Annotated in this window: 16 protein-coding genes; 5 read left to right on the top strand and 11 right to left on the bottom strand. The window is 57.8% G+C overall.

The features are described from left to right. Positions 1 to 178 precede the first annotated feature (178 nt). Positions 179 to 1,063: a LysR family transcriptional regulator gene (locus tag ACEN8Z_RS20530; protein WP_495595468.1), complete on the top strand. Its 885-nt coding sequence runs from the start codon at positions 179 to 181 to the stop codon at positions 1,061 to 1,063. 212 nt (positions 1,064 to 1,275) lie between these two features. Further along, the gene (locus ACEN8Z_RS20535; protein ID WP_495595469.1) at positions 1,276 to 1,695 is read left to right on the top strand and encodes an organic hydroperoxide resistance protein; all 420 of its coding nucleotides are present in this window, start codon (positions 1,276 to 1,278) and stop codon (positions 1,693 to 1,695) included. A 117-nt stretch (positions 1,696 to 1,812) separates the two neighbouring features. Here ACEN8Z_RS20535 and ACEN8Z_RS20540 read toward each other — a convergent pair whose 3' ends face one another. Together ACEN8Z_RS20540 and ACEN8Z_RS20545 are read right to left on the bottom strand one after the other, a co-directional pair. After that, entirely contained in the window at positions 1,813 to 2,259 is a 447-nt protein-coding gene (locus tag ACEN8Z_RS20540; RefSeq protein ID WP_495595470.1) for a cupin domain-containing protein, read from the bottom strand. A gap of 183 nt (positions 2,260 to 2,442) precedes the next feature. Beyond that, positions 2,443 to 2,970 (bottom strand): winged helix-turn-helix transcriptional regulator, encoded by a 528-nt coding sequence (locus ACEN8Z_RS20545; protein WP_495595471.1) that lies wholly within the window; start codon positions 2,968 to 2,970, stop codon positions 2,443 to 2,445. A 99-nt stretch (positions 2,971 to 3,069) separates the two neighbouring features. Here ACEN8Z_RS20545 and ACEN8Z_RS20550 point away from each other — a divergent pair, with 99 nt between their 5' ends. Next, positions 3,070 to 3,702 carry a cysteine hydrolase family protein gene (locus tag ACEN8Z_RS20550; RefSeq protein ID WP_007995374.1) on the top strand — a complete coding sequence of 211 codons (633 nt, stop codon included), beginning with the start codon at positions 3,070 to 3,072 and terminating at the stop codon, positions 3,700 to 3,702. Then, positions 3,702 to 5,267: an aldehyde dehydrogenase (NADP(+)) gene (locus ACEN8Z_RS20555; RefSeq protein WP_495595472.1), complete on the top strand. Its 1,566-nt coding sequence runs from the start codon at positions 3,702 to 3,704 to the stop codon at positions 5,265 to 5,267. Before ACEN8Z_RS20550 ends, ACEN8Z_RS20555 begins: the two co-directional genes overlap by 1 nt. 544 nt (positions 5,268 to 5,811) lie before the next feature. Here ACEN8Z_RS20555 and ACEN8Z_RS20560 read toward each other — a convergent pair. The 4 genes from ACEN8Z_RS20560 to ACEN8Z_RS20575 form a co-directional block, all read right to left on the bottom strand. Further along, positions 5,812 to 7,230 carry an efflux transporter outer membrane subunit gene (locus ACEN8Z_RS20560; protein ID WP_495595473.1) on the bottom strand — a complete coding sequence of 473 codons (1,419 nt, stop codon included), beginning with the start codon at positions 7,228 to 7,230 and terminating at the stop codon, positions 5,812 to 5,814. Beyond that, positions 7,230 to 10,421, bottom strand: a complete 3,192-nt coding sequence (locus ACEN8Z_RS20565) for an efflux RND transporter permease subunit (RefSeq protein ID WP_495595474.1) — start codon at positions 10,419 to 10,421, stop codon at positions 7,230 to 7,232. Before ACEN8Z_RS20565 ends, ACEN8Z_RS20560 begins: the two co-directional genes overlap by 1 nt. A 12-nt stretch (positions 10,422 to 10,433) precedes the next feature. Continuing rightward, positions 10,434 to 11,675 carry a multidrug efflux RND transporter periplasmic adaptor subunit MexE gene (mexE, locus tag ACEN8Z_RS20570; RefSeq protein WP_495595475.1) on the bottom strand — a complete coding sequence of 414 codons (1,242 nt, stop codon included), beginning with the start codon at positions 11,673 to 11,675 and terminating at the stop codon, positions 10,434 to 10,436. Positions 11,676 to 11,828: 153 nt separating this feature from the next. Further along, positions 11,829 to 12,122, bottom strand: a complete 294-nt coding sequence (locus tag ACEN8Z_RS20575; RefSeq protein ID WP_007999275.1) for a LysR family transcriptional regulator — start codon at positions 12,120 to 12,122, stop codon at positions 11,829 to 11,831. A 147-nt stretch (positions 12,123 to 12,269) separates the two neighbouring features. On the opposite strand from ACEN8Z_RS20575, the gene ACEN8Z_RS20580 reads away from it, so the two are divergent. Beyond that, positions 12,270 to 12,860: a TetR/AcrR family transcriptional regulator gene (locus ACEN8Z_RS20580; RefSeq protein WP_495595476.1), complete on the top strand. Its 591-nt coding sequence runs from the start codon at positions 12,270 to 12,272 to the stop codon at positions 12,858 to 12,860. Between the two features lie 193 nt (positions 12,861 to 13,053). Here ACEN8Z_RS20580 and ACEN8Z_RS20585 read toward each other — a convergent pair whose 3' ends face one another. From ACEN8Z_RS20585 to ACEN8Z_RS20605, 5 genes are all read right to left on the bottom strand, one after another. Next, entirely contained in the window at positions 13,054 to 14,178 is a 1,125-nt protein-coding gene (locus ACEN8Z_RS20585; RefSeq protein WP_495595477.1) for an acyltransferase family protein, read from the bottom strand. A gap of 201 nt (positions 14,179 to 14,379) precedes the next feature. Then, a complete protein-coding gene (locus ACEN8Z_RS20590; RefSeq protein WP_495595478.1) occupies positions 14,380 to 14,592 on the bottom strand; it encodes a DUF2514 family protein in 213 nt (70 codons plus the stop codon). An 89-nt stretch (positions 14,593 to 14,681) separates the two neighbouring features. After that, entirely contained in the window at positions 14,682 to 15,818 is a 1,137-nt protein-coding gene (locus ACEN8Z_RS20595) for an acyltransferase family protein (protein ID WP_495595479.1), read from the bottom strand. A gap of 311 nt (positions 15,819 to 16,129) precedes the next feature. Beyond that, the gene (locus ACEN8Z_RS20600; RefSeq protein ID WP_495595480.1) at positions 16,130 to 16,441 is read right to left on the bottom strand and encodes a hypothetical protein; all 312 of its coding nucleotides are present in this window, start codon (positions 16,439 to 16,441) and stop codon (positions 16,130 to 16,132) included. 35 nt (positions 16,442 to 16,476) lie between these two features. After that, positions 16,477 to 16,794 (bottom strand): hypothetical protein, encoded by a 318-nt coding sequence (locus ACEN8Z_RS20605; protein WP_495595481.1) that lies wholly within the window; start codon positions 16,792 to 16,794, stop codon positions 16,477 to 16,479. Positions 16,795 to 16,898 lie beyond the last annotated feature (104 nt).

Below are 16,898 nucleotides of genomic sequence, written 5' to 3' on the forward strand. Positions count from 1 at the left end.
GCCCGGCCATAACATGGCGGAAGACGCAGCATTTGCACTGAATACATGCACCACACGCCACCTACCCACAAACCAGTGTGGGAGCGGGCTTGCTCGCGAAAGCGGTGTGTCAGCCAACGTTGATGTTGAAGCTGATGGCCCCTTCGCGAGCAAGCCCGCTCCCACAGGTACCCATTCCATGCCCGACCTGAATCTGCTGATCACCCTGAACGTGTTGCTCGAAGAAGGCAGCGTAGCCCGCGCGGCGCAGAGTTTGCGCCTGAGCCCGTCAGCCATGAGCCGGGCGCTGGCGCGGTTGCGCGAAACCACGGGCGATCCGCTGCTGGTGCGGGCCGGGCGCGGGCTCGTGCCCACGCCTCGGGCGCTGGAGTTACGTGAACGCGTCGGCATGCTGGTGCAAGGTGCCGAAGCCGTCCTGCGCCCCGCCGAGGCACTCGACCTCAATCAACTGGCCCGCACCTTCACCCTGCGCACCAGCGATGGCTTCGTGGAAAATTTCGGAGCGCCACTGATCGCCCGCATCAACCAGGAGGCACCCGGTGTCCGCTTGAGTTTTGTGCAGAAGCTGAACAAGGACAGCACCCTGCTACGCGAGGGCTCAGTGGATCTGGAAACCGGTGTGATCGGCGAAACGACCAGCCCGGAAGTGCGGACCCGGATGCTGTTTCGTGACCGGTTCATTGGCGTCGTGCGTGAGGGTCATCCACTGACTCAAGGCGAGATGACAGCGGTTCGTTATGCCACCGCCCGACACATCCTGGTCTCGCGCCGGGGCCACGAAAAAGGCGTCATGGACGACGCCTTGAGTGAGCTGGGACTGAAACGGGACATCATCACCATCGTCGCCGGCTTCTCTTCGGCGATTGCATTGGCGCGGGCTTCAGACCTGGTCGCCAGCGTACCGCAGCGGCACGTCGGCAACCTGTGTCAGGGGATGCATTGCTTTGCCCTGCCGTTCCCCACGCCGCCGATCACGGTTTCGATGCTGTGGCACCCGCGCATGGACGCCGACCCGGCGCATCGCTGGTTGCGCGGTTGCGTGTGGGAGGTTTGCAGTCAATAAACCCCGGTCATCCGCGCCAATCAGCGCCTCCCGGCGCCGCGCGCATTCAAGCGATTTGTATCGAACTGTATTTCCCCCGGCCACCTTACACAGCGATACAAATCCGCCAGGTTCGGGACATATATGCAGTACATGGAAATGAAAAAGTGGGGCACATCGGAAAGCGCAGGCTTCCCGAGCATTCCAGCGACCCACTGACAGGAAAAACCACCATGATCAATGCAATCGATACCGTGCTGTACACCGGCAAAACCCACACCACCGGCGGCCGCGACGGCCAGGCGCGCAGCACCGATGGACGTCTGGACATCAAGCTTTCGCCTCCCGGCTCTTCGGGTGCCGGCACCAATCCTGAGCAACTGCTGGCGGCGGGTTGGTCGGCCTGTTTCATCGGGGCGATGGGCAAGGCGTGCGTCGCACTGAAAGTGGCCTTGCCAAGCGACGTTGCGGTGGATGCCGAAATCGATCTGGGCAAGTCCGAAAACGCTTTCTTCCTTCAAGCCCGTCTGAATGTCAGCCTGCCGGGCCTGGACCCGACCGTCGCACGCACGGTGGTGGACCTGGCGCATCAGACTTGCCCGTACTCCAAAGCGACCCGCGGGAACATCGACGTCGAGATCAATCTGGTTTGACCGACACGGACACCGCAATAGCTGTAGGAGCGAGCTTGCTCGCGATGGTCTCGAGAGCGCTGCGTTTAGCCAGTAAACACGCGTTATCGTTAACGACCATCGCGAGCGAGCTCGCTCCTACAGGATCAACAGCGGCTGACCTTTCTTGACGATATAGGTCGCCAGCTCCGAGGCTTTACCCTGGCCCACGTTCTTCGCCACATGGGCGACGCCTTCGGGGATGTACAACGAATCACCGGCCTTGAGCGTCACCGGTGCCCGCCCTTCCAGCTGATACTCAAAGGTGCCGCTGATCACGTGCGCCACCTCGACGCCCGGGTGAGCATGTTTGGGCGATGTCACACCAGGATCGAAGTCCACGCGCACCTGAAGGACTTCGCGATCGGCGGTGCCCAGGTCTTCGCGTACCAGGTCGGTGCGATGCAGGCCCTGCTGCCAGCTTTTCATCGCCGGGGCCGGCTGTGTTTCCTGGGCTTGAGAGAGGCTCGCGGCGGTGGCGAGCCCGGCGGCGGCCAGCACCAGACCAAGCCTGCCGATGGTGTGACGGGGGTTGATACGCAACATTGTCTTTCCTCCAGTTGAACCACGCCAGGCCGCGCCGAAAGTGGCGCGATGCCGGTGCTTCCATTGGAAGGCCGCTGTGTATCGCCCGGGTGTCAGGAAACGGCGGATTTGTATGCCCGCGTAACGGCGGGCGTTGCGGATACCTGCAGATACAGACCCGCCGTTGCGGGCACGTCGATAGTCTTACTCCCCCGCCGCTACCGGATCGGTCCCGCGACTGCCCTTGAACGCTTCGCGCCGGGCGCTGCGTTCGGCGCGATAGGCGGCGCTCGGTTCACTGATCAGGTCTGCGCGACGCAAGGGCTGCCCGCAATGCGCGCAAAGCGGTCCGAGGCCGGCCGGCTCGCCGCAACTGCGGTGGGTATAGACCACCGCCAGGCCTTCCTCGGGCGACTTGCACCAGGTTTCGCCCCAGGCCCGCAGCGCCAGGACCACCGAGTAGAACGCGTCGCCTTTTTCCGTGAGGTGATATTCGTAGCGTTTGGGCCGTTCGCTGTAGGCACGTCGCTCCAGGAGCCCGTCGGCCTCCATGCTCTTCAAGCGCGCCGCGACCATTTGCGGCGTACCGCCGGTCTGCGCCTGGATTTCATCGAAGCGATGACTGCCCATGAACAACTCACGCAGTACCAGCACCGTCCAGCGGTCGCCCACGACGGCTTCGGCCCGGGAAATCGGACACAGGGTTTCGGAAACGGTTGTTTTCACCGACATGCGGTATTGCCTCTTGCCTAGTTACTATGATTATCATATCTACGTGAATTGCTGGCAACTACACTTCATCATCCACGGATTATCTTGCGGAGCACCGCCATGTCCAACGCCACCTACCCTCTTGATCGGACGGCCTACCTGCTGGTCGACCCCTACAACGATTTTCTGTCGGAAGGCGGAAAGATCTACCCCTTGATCGAGCCCATTGCCAAGGGCGTCGGCCTGCTCGACAACCTGCGCACGCTTGATCGCACCGTTCGAGGGCTCAACATTCCAGTGGTCATCGTACCGCACCACCGCTGGGAAAAAGGCGACTACGAAAACTGGGATCACCCAAGCCCCACCCAGTGCAAGATCATGCACATGCACCACTTCGCACGCGGCGAATGGGGCGGCGAATGGCACCCCGACTTCGCGCCGCAGGACGGCGACATCGTCGTACAGGAGCATTGGGGCTCCAGCGGCTTTGCCAATACCGACCTCGATTTTCGCCTCAAGCAAAAGGGTATCACCCACGTGATCATCGTCGGCCTGCTGGCCAATACCTGCATCGAGGCAACCGCCCGTTACGCTCAGGAACTCGGCTATCACGTCACCCTGGTACGCGATGCGACCGCGGCCTTCAAGCCGGAGATGATGCATTCGGCCCATGAGCTGAACGGCCCGACCTTCGCTCACGCCATCGTGACCACCGATGAACTGGTTGCCGCACTGGCACAGGCAGGTGTGTGATGCAGTTGACAGGCAACCTGCTGATCGGCGCCAGTGATGTCGGCGCCAGCGACGGAACCATGAAGGCGCTCAATCCCGCGACAAACCAGCCGATTGAACCGGCGTTTGCGCTGGGGAGTGTGGCTGACGTTGACCGCGCCGTGAACCTCGCCGACGAGGCGTTCGATGTTTACAGCCATACCTCGCTCGCCGTCCGGGCGGCGTTTCTCGAATGCATTGCCGACAACCTCGATAGTGTGCGCAATGCATTGGCGGCACGGGCCGCCCTGGAAACCGGTCTGCCGCAAGCGCAACTGGAAGGCGAGACCCTGAAGGCCGCCACCCAGTTCCGCCAGTTCGCCGATGTCGTGCGCAAGGGACGCTTCCTGCAACTGGCCATCGACCCGGAACAACCCGAGCGCCAGCCACGCCCACGCATGGACCATCGCCTGCAAAAAATCGCCATCGGCCCGGTGGCGATTTTCGGCGCGAGCAACTTCCCCATCGCCTACTCAGTCGCCGGCGGTGATACCGCTTCGGCACTGGCGGCAGGCGCCACCGTCATTCTCAAGGCGCACAATGCGCATCCCGGCGCCTCGGAAATCCAGGCCCGCGCCATTCGTGAGGCGGTGCAAGCGTGCGGGCTGCCCGAAGGCGTGTTCTCCATGGTGCGCGGTTCCGGCAATGCCATCGGCGAAGCGCTGGTCGATCATCCACTGATCAAGGCCGTGACCTTCACCGGTTCCGAACAAGGTGGCATGGCACTGTATCGACGTGCGCAGCAGCGCCCCGACCCGATTCCGGTCTTCGCCGAAATGACCAGCGTCAACCCGACCTTCATCCTGCCCCAGGCACTCGCCGAACGCGGCGCGCAAATCGGCGATGGCTTTGTTGAGCGCATGCTGGTCAATGTCGGGCAAGCCTGTCTCAAACCGGCCATTCTGGTGGCCATCGAAGGCACTGGTTTTGAAGCGTTGCGCCACGCCATGATCAAACGCGTATCCGAGGCCCCCGCACGCACGATGCTGACACCGGGCATCCATGGGGCGTACCTGAGCGGTCTTTGCGCAATCGAAAACACCGGTGCCCGCCTCGTCGCCGTTGGCTCGACATCGACCGCAGAAGTCGATGGCCGCTCGGCGCTGTTCGAAGTCGATGGCCAACGCTTTCTCGCCGAACCGTTGCTGTCACAGGAGGTGTTCGGTCCGTCCGCGCTGCTGGTGAAGGTCAGGGATGAAGAGGAACTGTTGCGGGTAGCGCGCTCATTCAAGGGGCAACTCAGCGCGACCCTGCATCTTGAACAGGACGATTTGCCACTGGCCCGTCGCTTGCTGCCAACCCTGGAGCGACGCACCGGGCGCATTGTGGTCAATGCCTTTGCCCATCCGCAGGAAGTGTGTTTCGCCACCGTGCACGGCGGGCCATTTCCAGCCACCTCGGACAGTCGATTTACGTCGGTGGGCATGACGTCCATCGAGCGCTTCCTGCGCCCGGTGGCTTACCAGGGCTTTCCCGATGCCCTGCTGCCGGAGCCACTGCGCGAGGGCAATCCCTTGGGGCTGCCGCGCCTTGTGGACGGTCGATAAACGAAAATGCCGTTGCGTTAACTTGTAGGAGCGAGCTCGCTCGCGATGGTCGTTAACGAAAACGCGTGCTTGCTGGATAAGCGCGGCGCTCTTGAATCCATCGCGAGCAAGCTCGCTCCTACAATGTAATTCCGTTCATTGAATGTCTGTGGCGAGGGAGATTGTCGGACCGCCGCACCGTCCCATTTTGGACGGTCATAAAACGAAAGATACCATTGCGTTAACCTGTAGGAGCGAGCTCGCTCGCGATGGTCGTTAACGAAAACGCGTGTTTGCTGACTAAGCGCGGCGCCCTTGAGTCCATCGCGAGCAAGCTCGCTCCTACAATGTAATTCCGTTCATTGAATGTCTGTGGCGAGGGAGATTGTCGGACCGCCGCACCGTCCGATTTTGGACGGTCATAAAACGAAAGATACCATTGCGTTAACTTGTAGGAGCGAGCCTGCTCGCGATGGTCGTTAACGAAAACGCGTGCTTGCTGGATTAGCGCGGCGCTCTTGAGTCCATCGCGAGCAGGCTCGCTCCTACAACAACAACGGATCAGTCAGTTGTTTTTCGCGAGCCGGGTTTCACCGCTGTCCCATCCGCCACCCAAGGATTTGTAGATCGCCACAATGGCGCGGTACTGGTCGGTTTCACCCAGTGCCTGGGCATCCTCGGCATTCAATCGCTCACGTTGTGCGTCCAGCAACACCAGATAGTCCACCACCCCTTCCTTGTATTGCGTCGCCGCCAGATCGGCCGCGGCACGACTCGACTCGCTTTGCTTGATCAGCGACAGCAAGCGTTGCTGGCGCTTGCCATAGTCGCTGAAGGCGTTTTCCGACTCTTCCAGTGCGAGCAACACCTGTTGCTCATAGGTCGCCAATGCTCCCTCGGCGTCGGCGTTTGCGCCACGAATGCGCGCCCGCACACTGCCCAGGTCAAACGCGGCCCAAGTGATGCTCGGACCCAGGCTCCAGGCGCGGGCGGCACTGGAACCGATTTGCGAACCACGCCCCGCGATGAACCCCAGGAACCCACTCAAACTTACCCGTGGAAACAGGTCGGCGGTGGCCACGCCGACATCGGCCGTTGAAGCCGCCAACCGGCGCTCTGCCGCGAGCACATCCGGACGACGACGCAACAGCTCGCCGGGATCGCCAACCGGCAACGCCTTGGCGATGGCCGGCAAATCCTTTGGACTCAGGTCGATGCTCAGCGTGTCCGGGCGTTCGCCCAGCAGCGTGGCGATGCGGTTTTTGTGGTGCACCTGCTCCGCCTGCAGTTGCGGCACGCTCGCCTCGACCGCCGCCAACCGGGCATCGGCACGCACTACGTCAAGTTCGTTACCCACGCCAGCGTCACGCAGACTCACGGTCACGGCGCGCGATTCGCTTTGGTTCTTGAGGTTGGCCAGGGCGATTTTTTCCCGCAGTTGCGCACCGCGCAGCTGACCATAGGCATCCACCAACTCGGCGATCATGGTCACGCGCAGTTGGTACAGGTCCGCCGCCGTGGCGTCTTCCCGGGCATCGCTGGATTCCAGTTCGCGCTGGATGCGCCCGAACAGATCGATCTCCCAGGCCATGTCCAGGCCCAGGTCGTAGCGATCGGTGTTGACCCGACGCTCGGTCAGACCCGGCACCTGCGACTTGCCTTGCTGGCTGCTGACCCGGCTGGTGACCACCGGCAGATTGTCGTTGCTGATGTCATCGCGAATGGCCCGGGCGGCTTTCCAGCGAGCGAAGGCCACACGCAAATCGCGGTTGCCATTGAGCGCTTTGCCGACCAGTTGATTCAGCGTGGGGTCATCGAATTGCTGCCACCACACCGTTTCAAAACGCGATTGATCGTAGTTGGCCCCTTGCGCCGAGACGACATGGGCAGGCGCTGTGTCCGGGGTTTTGTAATCGGGCCCAACAGTGCAGGCGGCCAATGCCGTGACCAGGAGGCCGGGAAGAAAGAGCTTGAAGGCGTTCATCAGTGCACCTGCGAATCGATAACGTTGAGCGAGTGAACATGGGCCGCCTTGCGTGCAGCTTTACGTTCGATGTAGCGACGAATGAGGACAAAGAACACCGGCGTCAGCAGCAAGCCGAAGAAAGTCACCCCGAGCATTCCGGAGAACACGGCGACCCCCATGGCGCGACGCATTTCCGAACCGGCGCCGGTGGAAGTCACCAACGGAATCACGCCCATGATGAACGCGATCGAGGTCATCAGGATCGGCCGCAGACGCATGCGGCAAGCGTCCAGCACGGCTTCCAGCGGCGACAGGCCCTGGTCCTGCCGGTCCTTGGCGAACTCGACGATCAGGATCGCGTTCTTGCACGCCAGGCCCACCAGCACGATCAAGCCGATCTGGGTAAAGATGTTGTTGTCGCCCTTGGAAATGATCACCCCGGCAATCGCCGACAGCAGCGTCATCGGTACGATCAGGATCACCGCCAGCGGCAGGCTCCAGCTTTCATACAGGGCAGCCAACACCAGGAACGCCAGCAGGACGCAGAGCGGGAACACCAGCAAGGCGGTGTCGCCGGACAAAATCTGCTGGTAGGTCAGGTCGGTCCACTCGTAGGTCATGCCGTTGGGCAGTTCTTCCTTGAGCAGTTTCTCGATGGCTTTCTGGGCCTGGCCGGAGCTGAAGCCGGGAGCCGCCGCACCGTTGATTTCCGCACTGATGAAGCCGTTGTAGTGCATGACCCGATCAGGCCCCGACGTCGGGCTGACCTTGATGAACGTGGCGAGCGGAATCATTTCTCCATGGTCGTTGCGCACCTTCAACTGACCGATCTGCTCCGGCTCCAGACGGAATTGCTGGTCAGCCTGAACGTTGACCTGCCAGGTGCGGCCGAAACGGTTGAAGTCGTTGGCATACAGCGAACCCAGGTACACCTGCAACGTATCGAAGATATCGCTGACGGCCACGCCGTGAGTCTTGGCTTTCTCCCGGTCGATGGCGGCATCGACCTGCGGCACGTTCACCGTGAAGCTGGTAAACAGATTGGCCAGTTCCGGCACGCTGCGGCTCTTGGCGATGACGTTCATGGTTTCTTTGTACAGGGCTTCATAACCCAGGTTGCCGCGGTCTTCGATCTGCAGTTTGAAGCCACCGATGGTGCCCAGGCCTTGAACAGGCGGTGGCGGGAACACGGCAATGTAGGCGTCCTGAATGCTGCCGAATTTGGCGTTCAGTGAAGCGGAAATCGCCTTTGCCGACAGGCTCGGGTCCTTGCGTTCATCGAAGGGCCGCAAGCCGATGAAGGCAATGCCGGCGTTCGGGCTGTTGGTGAAGCCATTGATCGACAGGCCGGGGAACGCCACCGCGCTGTCGAACCCTGGCTCGTTCATGGCAATGGTGCTCATGCGACGGATCACCGACTCCGAACGATCAAGGCTTGCGGCGTCGGGTAATTGCGCGAAGGTCACCAGGTATTTTTTATCCTGGGTCGGCACGAAACCGGTCGGCGTGGTGCTGAAGCCCATGTACGTCATGGCGATCAGCCCGGCATACACCAGCAAGGCCACACTGCTGCCACGTATGACCTTGGCGACGGCAACCACATAGCCGTGGCTGGCCTTTTCGAAGACGCGGTTGAAGGGTTTGAACAGCCAGCCACCGAACAGACGATCCAGCACTTTGGAGAAACGGTCTTTCGGCGCACCGTGGGCCTTGAGCAATACCGCGGCCAATGCCGGCGACAGGGTCAAGGAGTTGAACGCCGAGATCACGGTCGAGATGGCAATGGTCAGGGCGAATTGCTTGTAGAACTGCCCGGTCAAGCCCGAGATGAACGCTGCCGGCACAAACACCGCGCACAACACCAACGCCGTGGCGATGATCGGGCCGGTCACCTCGCCCATGGCTTTCTTGGTTGCCTCGATCGGCTCGAGGCCCAACTCGATGTTGCGCTCGACGTTCTCCACCACCACGATCGCATCATCGACCACGATCCCGATCGCCAGCACCAGGCCAAACAGCGACAGGGCATTGAGCGAGAAACCGAACAGGTGCATCACGGCAAACGTGCCGATCAGCGAGACCGGCACCGCCACCAGCGGAATGATCGAGGCACGCCAGGTTTGCAGGAACAGGATCACCACCAGCACCACCAGGATCAGCGCTTCGAACAGGGTGTGAACCACCGCTTCAATCGAACTGCGCACGAAGATGGTCGGGTCGTAGACGATCTCGTAGTCCATGCCTTCCGGGAAGTTCTTCTTCAGCTCGGCCATCTTCGCCCGCACCTGGTCGGAGACGTCGATCGCATTGGAGCCCGGGCGCTGGAAGATCGGCATTGCCACCGCTTCCTGGTTATTGAGCAAGGCACGCAGGGCGTACTGGTTGGAGCCCAGTTCAATCCGCGCAATATCCTTGAGGCGAGTGATTTCGCCATCCGGACCACTGCGGATAATCACGTTCTCGAACTCCTCCTCGGTAACCAACCGCCCCTGGGAGTTGATCGACATCTGGAAGCTCGTGGCGTTGGGCGCAGGCGGTGCACCCAGTTGGCCGGCAGCGACCTGACGGTTCTGTTCACGGACCGCGTTGACCACGTCGGTCGCGGTCAGGTTGCGTGAAGCGGTCTTGTTCGGGTCGAGCCAGATACGCAGCGAATAGTCGCCGATACCGAACATCTTCACGTCACCGATACCGTTCAGGCGCGACAGCTCATCCTTGACGTTGAGGATCGCGTAGTTGGACAGGTACAGCATGTCGTAGCGCTTGTCCGGCGAGGTCAGGTGCACCACCATTGTCAGTTCGGGCGATGCCTTGTCCACGGTGATGCCGATGCGCGTCACTTCCTCGGGAAGCTTTGGCTCGGTGCGCGTGACACGGTTCTGTACCTGCACCTGGGCGTTGTCCAGATCGGTACCCAGGGCGAAGGTCACCGTGAGGGTGAGCCGGCCATCGGCCGTGGACTGCGAATACATGTACAGCATGTTCTCGACGCCAGTGATGGCTTGCTCGAGTGGCGCGGCAACGGTTTCGCCAATCACCTTGGGGTTGGCGCCCGGGTAGTTGGCATGGATGACGACGGTCGGTGGCACCACCTCGGGGTATTCGCTGATCGGCAGCTGGAACAGCGCGATGGCACCGGCGATCAGGATCAGCAGCGACAACACTGCGGCGAAGATCGGCCGCGTGATAAAGAACCGGGAGAACTTCATGACAGTGTTCCTTTATCCGCGAGGCGAAACGGCAGCGTCGGTTTTCACCAGCGCCGGTGACGGAGCGACGGGCTGATTACCCGCCTCGATGGCCTGACGTTGACGGGCCAGGCTCGCGACGGTTTGCGCGTCGGCCATCGGTGCATCCTGAGGCGCGACCACCGCGCCGGGACGAACCCGTTGCAGACCGTTGATGACGATGCGGTCGTCTTTCTGCAAACCGCTGCGCACGATGCGCAAGCCTTCGAGTTTCGGCCCCAGATCGACGCTGCGGTACACGGCCTTGTTGTCCTGGTCGATCACCAGCACGAACTTCTTGCCCAGGTCGGTGCCCACCGCTTCGTCTTTGATCAGCAGGCCGGCATAGGCTGCGCTGCCTACCAGTTTCAATCGGGCATACAACCCGGGGGTGTATTGGCCGTCCGCGTTGTCGAACACCGCGCGGCCGCGAATGGTGCCCGTCTTTGGATTGACCTGGTTATCGACAAAGTTCATCTGCCCCAGGTGGCTATTGCCCTCCTCGTTCGACAAGCCCATGTACACCGGTGTGGTTTGACTGCGCTGGCCTTGACGGGAGAGCTGGCCGTACTTGAGGAACAGGCGCTCATCGGCGTCGAAATAGGCGTAGACCTTGTCGGTGGAGACCACGCTGGTCAGCGCCGAGGTGTCGGCGGTGACGATGTTGCCGGCGGTGATTTCAGCACGGCTGACCCGGCCGGTAATCGGCGCGGTAACGCGGGTGAAGCTCAGGTTCAGGCGTGCCAGATCGAGTTGCGCCTGCACGGCATCGACAGCGGCACGGGCTTCCTGGGCGGTGGTGTTGCGCGTGTCGGCCAACTCCGCCGAGATCGCATTGCTGCTCAGCAAGCGCTGGCCACGTTGTGCTTCATTGCCAGTTCGAAGCAGCGTGGCGCGAGCTTGTTGCAACTGCGCTTCGAGGCGATGCACTTCGTGTTCGAACGGACGTGGATCAATCTGGAACAGCAAATCCCCTTTCTTCACCGACTCGCCATCGGTGAAGGCGACGCGATCGATCTGCCCCGATACCCGCGGACGAACCACGACGGTTTCCGGCGCTTCCAGACGGGCGGTGACTTCATCCCATTCGGTAATGGGTTGCTCGAGCACTTTGGCCACCGTGACATGCGGCGCACCCGGCGCCTGGGCGGCATCGGGTGCGTGGCCGCAAGCAGTGACGGTCGCCAACGCCAATGCAGCAAGGGGATAACGCAAAGGTTTGAGTGACTGTTCCATGGGTAGTGTCCGCCAGACGGTTTAGGGGTTGGAGAATTCTCGGCCGCACAGGGGGCAGCGACGAATTGAACGGAGTGAACTTGGTTATCATCATTAATGATGACCATCATGTATAAGCGCAAAAAAAATGAAAACTCAGATCAAGCCCATGAATTAACCGGGTTTTTTACTGCAAGCCGCCAGGCTGACGACGGAACAAATGGAGTCCAGTGCGGGCCCAAGCGTTTGCGCCACCTGCAAGGCACGGGCGGTCGGTTCCATTTTGTGGCCAATGCGTTTAAACAAAGGGTCGTTGAACAATGCGCGCAGGCGACCCAGTGCGCCGCTGACCGCCGGTTGGCCCAGAGCAAGCTTTTCTGCGGCGCGGGAGACATTGCGTTCCTGAATGAGCGCCTCGAAAACCACCAGCAGATTAAGGTCGATACTGCGCAGATCATTACGTTTCATGGGGGCGGCACCCTGTGAGGTGTTTAGACTTGAGCCACGGCCCGGGACCGACAAAACCATTGCCGCGAATTTATATTATGATCATCATCAATACCAGCCCCTCAGCAAAAATTTGCCAGGGCGCTCATCGGATGACAGGACCCACGCATGAAAGTGACGAAAGACCAGGCAGCAGCCAACAAGGAAGCAATCCTCGGCGCAGCCTCGAGGATGTACCGGGAAAAAGGCATTGATGGCATCGGTATCGGCGAACTTTCCCGCTCGGTGGGCCTGACCCATGGCGGCTTTTACGGACAGTTCCCCGGCGGCAAGGAGCAGTTGGCGTCAGAGGCGATCAGCCGCACGTTCGAAACCAACATCGAAGACTGGCGAGCGGCTACATCCATCCCTGAACTGCTCAAGGGTTACTTGACCCAAAGCCACTTGAGCAACTGGACCGAAGGCTGTCCGATCCCCGCCCTCGGCGCCGATGTCGCGCGCAATGGCGGTGCCGTCAGCCACTCGTTCACCAAAGGAGTGCAGAATCTGATCGAAACGCTGATGCCATTGGTCGACGGCGAAACCGATGATGAAAAACACCAGCAAGCCTTGCGTATCCTTGCATCGATCACCGGGGCAATACTGATCGCCAGGGCATTGGACAACCCTCGATTGTCGGAGCAGTTCCTGCAATCGGTGATCGACGCCTGGCCTGCCAGCGCCGAAAAAACAGCAGAAGACGCGGACACCGAATGCTGACCGCGAGTAACGTGCGCGGCGCCTTGGACGCGATCGATAAGAACGAAGAATTTATCAAGATGACGCTTGCGGTGATGATGGCGCCAGATTGACGTTCCGGTGTCATACCCCACTGCACCACCACGACTGCGCAGACAGGCAGCCGTCGATTTCTTCCAGGCTCTCCAGTGTAAAGCCTGTAGTTCAGGAAAACCTACACTGTTAACTTCTTGGTTATCGCTTTTTTGGCATATAGCGCCAATCCGGATATGAACGATTTACTTTCAACCCAACGGCTTATCAACCACGACGCTGCCAAAGAGATAACAATAGTCACAGCACTAACAAACAGCGCACTCGGCACAGAATTATATATATACCTCTGTGACAAACCTAAAACAAACAGCATAATCGGGAAGTGAATTACATAGAGAGTGTATGAATATGCCGCATGCCGACGGAACCACTTAGGGAAAGATGCGCCCCCACCCATTAGCAATGCAAGAAAGCAAGCGAACCACAAGCCAGACACTACCCTAAAGTAATTTAGAGGAGCCGGTACAACAGCATTACCAGATGGATCGTCAAATAGAGCAAAAACTACGACAGCAATAAAAGCGAGGCTAGAGACCGCAAACATCACACCAAAAATCCGGTTATTCATCTGCGGTCTACGCTGATGAATCAATGCCAACCCAAATCCAGAGAACCAAACTGGTGCCAACATAAAAAACAATGAGTTTTTGTACGTTACAAAAACGGCCATGCCAAGCATTACACTCGAGATTATCTTCCTGCCAGGCCATAGGAAGACAGATGCGGCTATCACGTAGTACCAAACCTCAATAGACAAGCTCCAAAGCGGACCATTAGCTGACGGGGTCTCGGTTTTGAACCCATTTAGAAACGCCAGCGCGCCTAAGACATCCGATGAGACTGACACATATTCTGTGCGTACGAAATCCACACCTTCAATTGTAATTAGCGCGTTTGTTCCAGATGGAAATACATAAGGTGCGACGATAGAAAGAACAACCATCAAAACCAATGATGCGATCAATGGCGGATAGATCCTGATAGCTCGATCCTTCGCATATTGCCCAATATTAAACACGGAATTTTTCGATATATTATTACACACTGACTTCCCTATCAAAAAACCACTAAGCACAAAAAACACCATAACGGCAAGTTGTGACACAAGCACAACCAATGTAAACCAAGAGCCAACAGCCGGGAGAAGTAGTGTTTGAAAAGTATGTCCAAACAAAACCACAATCGCAGCAAGAGCGCGCATAGAGTCAAGTTGACTTGACTGTTCCTGCGTCATCCGAGACATAAATTATTATTAGCCTTTTGTCTAAGTGATCTGCGTTAGGCTCTCGTCATTGCTTGTGTGTGAGCCCACTCTAAAATTGTGAATTATGCGGTAATCTGGCCATAGTTCAACAGCCAGTTGTTCTACACCGCGCCGCTCATCCGGTAGCTCGCTAAAATAGGCTTGGAACCCCGCCACTGCAATCAATCCGTGCTCGGTAGTTTAATTTTCGCCGAGTGAAATGCAGGCCTGTTCACAGGTCAGTCCCCTGGCTCGGGTTTGGTCAGCAAATTCAGCCAGGTCGCCCGCTCGCTGGTCAGCGCGCTTGAACACGTCGGCAAGCACAGCGACGGCGCGAGCAGTGGTAGCATCAGCAGTGACTTGATCGATGAACGCAGCCATGCGAAGACGGGTGTTGATCTGGAACCGATCCATGGCCAAATTCAAGGCAGACGAAAAAAAGCCGGCAACAGGCCGGCTTTAGACAGATTTGCAGCTATCGCTGCAGATACAGGAGGTTTCGTTTACTTTGCGGATTCAGAGGACAATGGCGCTGGGTAAACCTTTAAGCTGCCAGCCTCAAGCCTATCGATCAGTTTTCGCCCCAAAGCTATGCCTGGCTTCTCTATGAAGCGATATGTGAACCATGAGATAACGGTTGTAACAAGCAACACAAGCAGGAAGAAGATTATGCTTTCCGCATCCCCCTTGCCAAACATCAAATTAATCCCATGATTGCTCACAATTTTTAAAACTGCTATGTGTATCAAATACATACTAAAGCTAAGCTTTCCAAGCAACATGGTAATCGGGTTAACAAACAATTTAACTGGGTAGTAGGCAAGAAAAATTGCAAAAATAGCAAATACCCCACCAGCAATAACGTGATGAGGTACAACAGTCTGAAATTGACACCAAAACTCCACAGAAAGCGCTACAAACATAGCACCACCAACAACTAGAGATATTAAATTCGGCGCCTTATTCTTACTGAGATAAATGTAAGCCATTACCCCAAGAACAAATACCGGAGCCTGACCAATAAAGTTGAAAAATACGAAATTATCAACCATATATTTTTGAGCCGGCTCATACACAAAGAGACTTGTCGCCACAAGTACATTCAACTCTTGCAATAGAAGACAAAGAATCAATAGCAGCACAAAATAATGAAATTTACGAACAAGCATAAGCGCAGGAAACAATAGATAGAACGTCATTTCAACAGCTACTGACCATCCACCGGGTACTACTGAGTTTATGGTCTCCGGGTGCAATCCATGCAAAAATAGCGCAGTCATCGGAAAAAACCACCAATGAAGACCGCTAGGAGCAAAGTTTGTAGGAGATGTCCCGTTCAGAATAAAAAAACCAATAATCGCCAAATAAAACATTGGTGCGATCCTGAACACCCTGCGTAAATAAAAATTTCTTACAGGGTTCAACTCGCCAGATTTCCTTGTAGCCCAAGACATGCAGAGCGTTATCGCACTAGCGATATAAAACAACTGGACCCCTCTAGCGCCCTCAATCATTGTCAGCCAAAGAGTATTATTAAGGGGCTGAACATACTGCGACGCATGAACAAACACGACTAACATTATAGCGATGCCTCTCAACGCATCAATATAATTGTACTTTTTAATCTCTTGAGCGCTCATCGAGAAAACTCTGATCCAGAAAAATCAGCCATTATCCATAGTCAACATTGTACCTGCCAGAGTTTTCTGTCCGGCCAACCGCGCCTCAAGTCGGAAATATTCCGACCGAGATCACGGCATCCGGCGCGACCTGGATAATCATTCCGCGAGTTCGGCAGCAGGCTCACATTCGTGGAGCTACGGGCCAGGATGGTTCGATGACTGTAACCTCAGCCAGCTTCAGAGCGCGTCGGATGGCGACGGCTCAGGCCGAGAAAAAACTTAGCGTCGTGTCCGGGATCAGTGGACCACTACAGCGCGATCCCGGAGACCTAACGAGCGATACTCGGTGATTGTTTTGCCCAGAGGATGCTTATCGCATCTGTTTCAAGCGTCAGGTTGTTACCGACCCTGAGCCAGAACAGGATGTCGTTAGGCGTTGATACACTGAAAAAGATCCAGTGCCCCGCCCCATCAGCCTTTTCCTCTACCTCTGCAACGTACAACGCGACCTCGCTTTCGCTAAGTTCCAGGGCATCGGAGATTTCTCGCTGTGTCGGCTTTCTTACGCTACTCATAGCGAAATCCATTTCTTGAACGAAGTGCTGAAAGCATAGCTGAACACCAAATTCTGGAGTCTCCACCTATCGCTTCCGGTCACGGAGGGCGGCGCCTGTGATCACGACCCTACGTGCGCAAGCTCTTCGTCAATGATTCGCTCTGCATTCTTCGCAGCGGTTGTCGCGAACTCGTAACAAACCCGGAAGTCCTGCTCCGTTACGGATGCAGATCCCTGCAAATTCTCCAGGCAGCGCGTTAATGCATGCTTTATCAAGCCATCATTTAGAGCATTGCGGGCCGCCTCTTCACCTTCAACCGCTCGAATGGCAGCTTCGATTTCTCCGATCTGCTCAATCTTTGCCGCCAGCGCGACCTTGGCGATCTCATCTCGCTCGATGATTTTGGTCCAAGAGTGATCAACTATCAGCGTTTTCATTAGTAGCCCCTCTCTTCCGGACTCATGCCTGGTCATCAACCAATAGCCCACAAACTCGAATCACGCCAGCCGGTGAAGTTCAGTGGAGGCTAAGGTTGCGAATG

It is taken from the genome of Pseudomonas sp. Pseusp10 (assembly GCF_059492225.1).